Origin of the sequence: Streptomyces sp. NPDC050448, assembly GCF_040655295.1 — a bacterium.
Lineage (GTDB): Bacteria > Actinomycetota > Actinomycetes > Streptomycetales > Streptomycetaceae > Streptomyces.
On sequence record NZ_JBFAJR010000114.1, the window covers coordinates 1 to 2,642 of the forward strand.

At 72.7% G+C, this 2,642-nt stretch carries 1 protein-coding gene; it reads left to right on the plus strand.

The window, feature by feature from the left end; all coding sequences use genetic code 11:
• Positions 1-2,642, plus strand: a 2,642-nt coding sequence (locus AB0I68_RS38910; RefSeq protein ID WP_363182176.1) for a type I polyketide synthase, incomplete at both ends; no start/stop codon positions are given.

Here is a 2,642-nt window from a genome sequence, read left to right on the forward strand (position 1 = left end):
GCGGCTCTGGCCGCTGTGCTGGCCGGGATTTCGGCGGAGCATCCGTTGACCGCGGTGGTCCATACGGCCGGTGTGCTGGATGACGGTGTGGTCGGGTCGCTGACGGCCGGGCGGCTGTCTGCGGTGCTGCGCCCGAAGGTGGACGCGGCCTGGAACCTCCATGAGCTGACTCGTGAGCTGGATCTGTCGGCGTTCGTGCTCTTCTCTTCCGCCGCTGGTGTCTTCGGTGGTGCGGGACAGGCCAACTACGCTGCGGGTAATGTCTTCCTGGACGCGCTGGCGGCCCACCGCCGGGCCCAGGGCTTGCCTGCGACCTCGCTGGCCTGGGGCCTGTGGTCCGAAGTCGGCGGTATGGGTGACGCCCTCGACAGCGACGACGTGTCCCGCCTCGGCCGCGGTGGCGTCGAGGCCCTGACGGCCGCCGAGGGCGTGGCGCTGTTCGACGCTGCGATGGCCGCCGAGGAGCCGCTGCTGGTGCCGGTGAAGCTGGATCTGGCCGCCCTGCGCGCCCAGGCGGGCATCGGCATGATCCCGCCGCTGCTGAGCGGCCTGGTCCGTACGCCCGCCCGCCGGGCCCGCAGTGGCGCGGCCGCGGGTGGTGCGTTCGCCCGGCAGATCGCCGCGCTGGCCGAGGACCAGCGCGCCGGTGCGGTGCTCGACCTCGTACGGGGTCAGGTCGCCGCGGTGCTCGGCTTCGCCGGTGTCGAAGCGGTGGACCCGGCGCGGTCGTTCAGTGAGGTCGGCTTCGACTCGCTGACCGCCGTCGAGCTGCGCAACCGGCTCGGCGCGGCCGCGGGTGTCCGTCTGCCCGCGACCCTCGTCTTCGACTACCCGAACCCCGCCGTACTGGCGGAGTACCTGCTCGCCGAACTGCTCGACAGCCAGGTCACCTCGGCGTCCCACACTGCCGTGGCCGCCGTCGCCCACGACGACGAGCCCATCGCGATCGTCGCCATGGCCTGCCGCTTCCCCGGCGGTGTCCGGTCGCCCGAAGACCTGTGGGGCTTCGTGCGTGACGGCCGGGACGCCATCTCCGGCATGCCTGAGGACCGCGGCTGGGACATCGAGGGGCTCTTCGACCCCGACCCCGACCGTGAGGGCACCAGCTACAGCACGGCGGGCGGATTCCTTTACGACGCCCACCACTTCGACCCGACGTTCTTCGGGATCTCGCCCCGCGAGGCCCTCGCCACCGACCCCCAGCAGCGCCTCCTCCTGGAGACCACCTGGGAGGCCTTCGAGCGGGCCGGCATCGATCCGGCGAGCATGCGCGGCAGCCGGACCGGCGTCTTCGCGGGAGTCATGTACAACGACTACGGCACCCTCCTCCACCGCGCCCCCGAGGGCCTGGAGGGGTACATGGGCACCTCCAGCTCCGGCAGCGTCGCCTCGGGCCGCGTCTCGTACACCTTCGGCCTTGAAGGCCCCGCGGTCACCGTGGACACGGCCTGCTCCTCCTCGCTCGTCACCCTGCACCTCGCCGTCCAGGCCCTGCGCAACGGCGAGTGCGACCTCGCCCTCGCGGGCGGCGTGACCGTGATGGCGACCCCGGGCACGTTCATCGCCTTCAGCGTGCAGCGCGGTCTCGCGACCGACGGCCGCTGCAAGCCCTTCGCGGCCGCCGCGGACGGTACGGCGTGGGGTGAGGGCGTCGGCATGCTCCTCGTGGAGCGGCTCTCGGACGCCCGCCGCAACGGCCACCCGGTCCTGGCCGTGGTCCGCGGCTCGGCGATCAACCAGGACGGTGCGAGCAATGGCCTGACCGCTCCGAACGGTCCCTCCCAGCAGCGGGTCATCCGCCAGGCCCTCGCCAACGCCGGCCTGACCGCCGCCGAGGTCGACGTGGTCGAGGCGCACGGCACGGGCACGACGCTGGGCGACCCGATCGAGGCGCAGGCGCTGCTGGCCACCTACGGCCGGGAGCACACCGAGGACCGGCCGCTCTGGCTCGGCTCCATCAAGTCCAACGTGGGCCACACGCAGGCCGCGGCCGGTGTCGCGGGCATCATCAAGATGGTGCAGTCGATCCGCCACGGCATCCTGCCCAAGACCCTGCACGTCGACGAGCCGACCCCGCACGTCGACTGGTCCGAGGGCGCCGTCTCCCTCCTCGAATCGGCCACCCCCTGGCCCGAGACCGGCCGCCCCCGCCGCGCCGCGGTGTCGTCGTTCGGCATCGGCGGCACCAACGCGCACACGATCATCGAGCAGGCTCCCGAGGAGGAGACCCGGCCCGTCGCTCCCGCCGGACTGCCGGCCCTGCCGTATGTCCTGTCGGCGAAGTCCGCGGACGCGCTGCGCGACCAGGCCGCCGGGCTGCGTGCCCACCTGGAGGAGGCGCCCGAGTCGGCCACCGTCGACGTGGCTTACTCCCTCGTCACCACCCGCGCGGCCTTCGACCACCGCGCGGTGGTCGTGGCCGGGGATCGCGAGGAACTCCTGCGCGGCCTCAACGCACTGGAGACCGAGGCGGCGGCTGCCGGCCTGGCCCGCGGGTCCGTGGGCACAGGGAAGACGGCGTTCGTGTTCCCGGGGCAGGGTTCGCAGTGGGTGGGCATGGCCGAGGCTCTGTTGGACGCTTCACCTGTGTTTGCTGCCCGGGTGGATGAGTGTGCGAAGGCGCTGGAGCCCTTTACCGACTG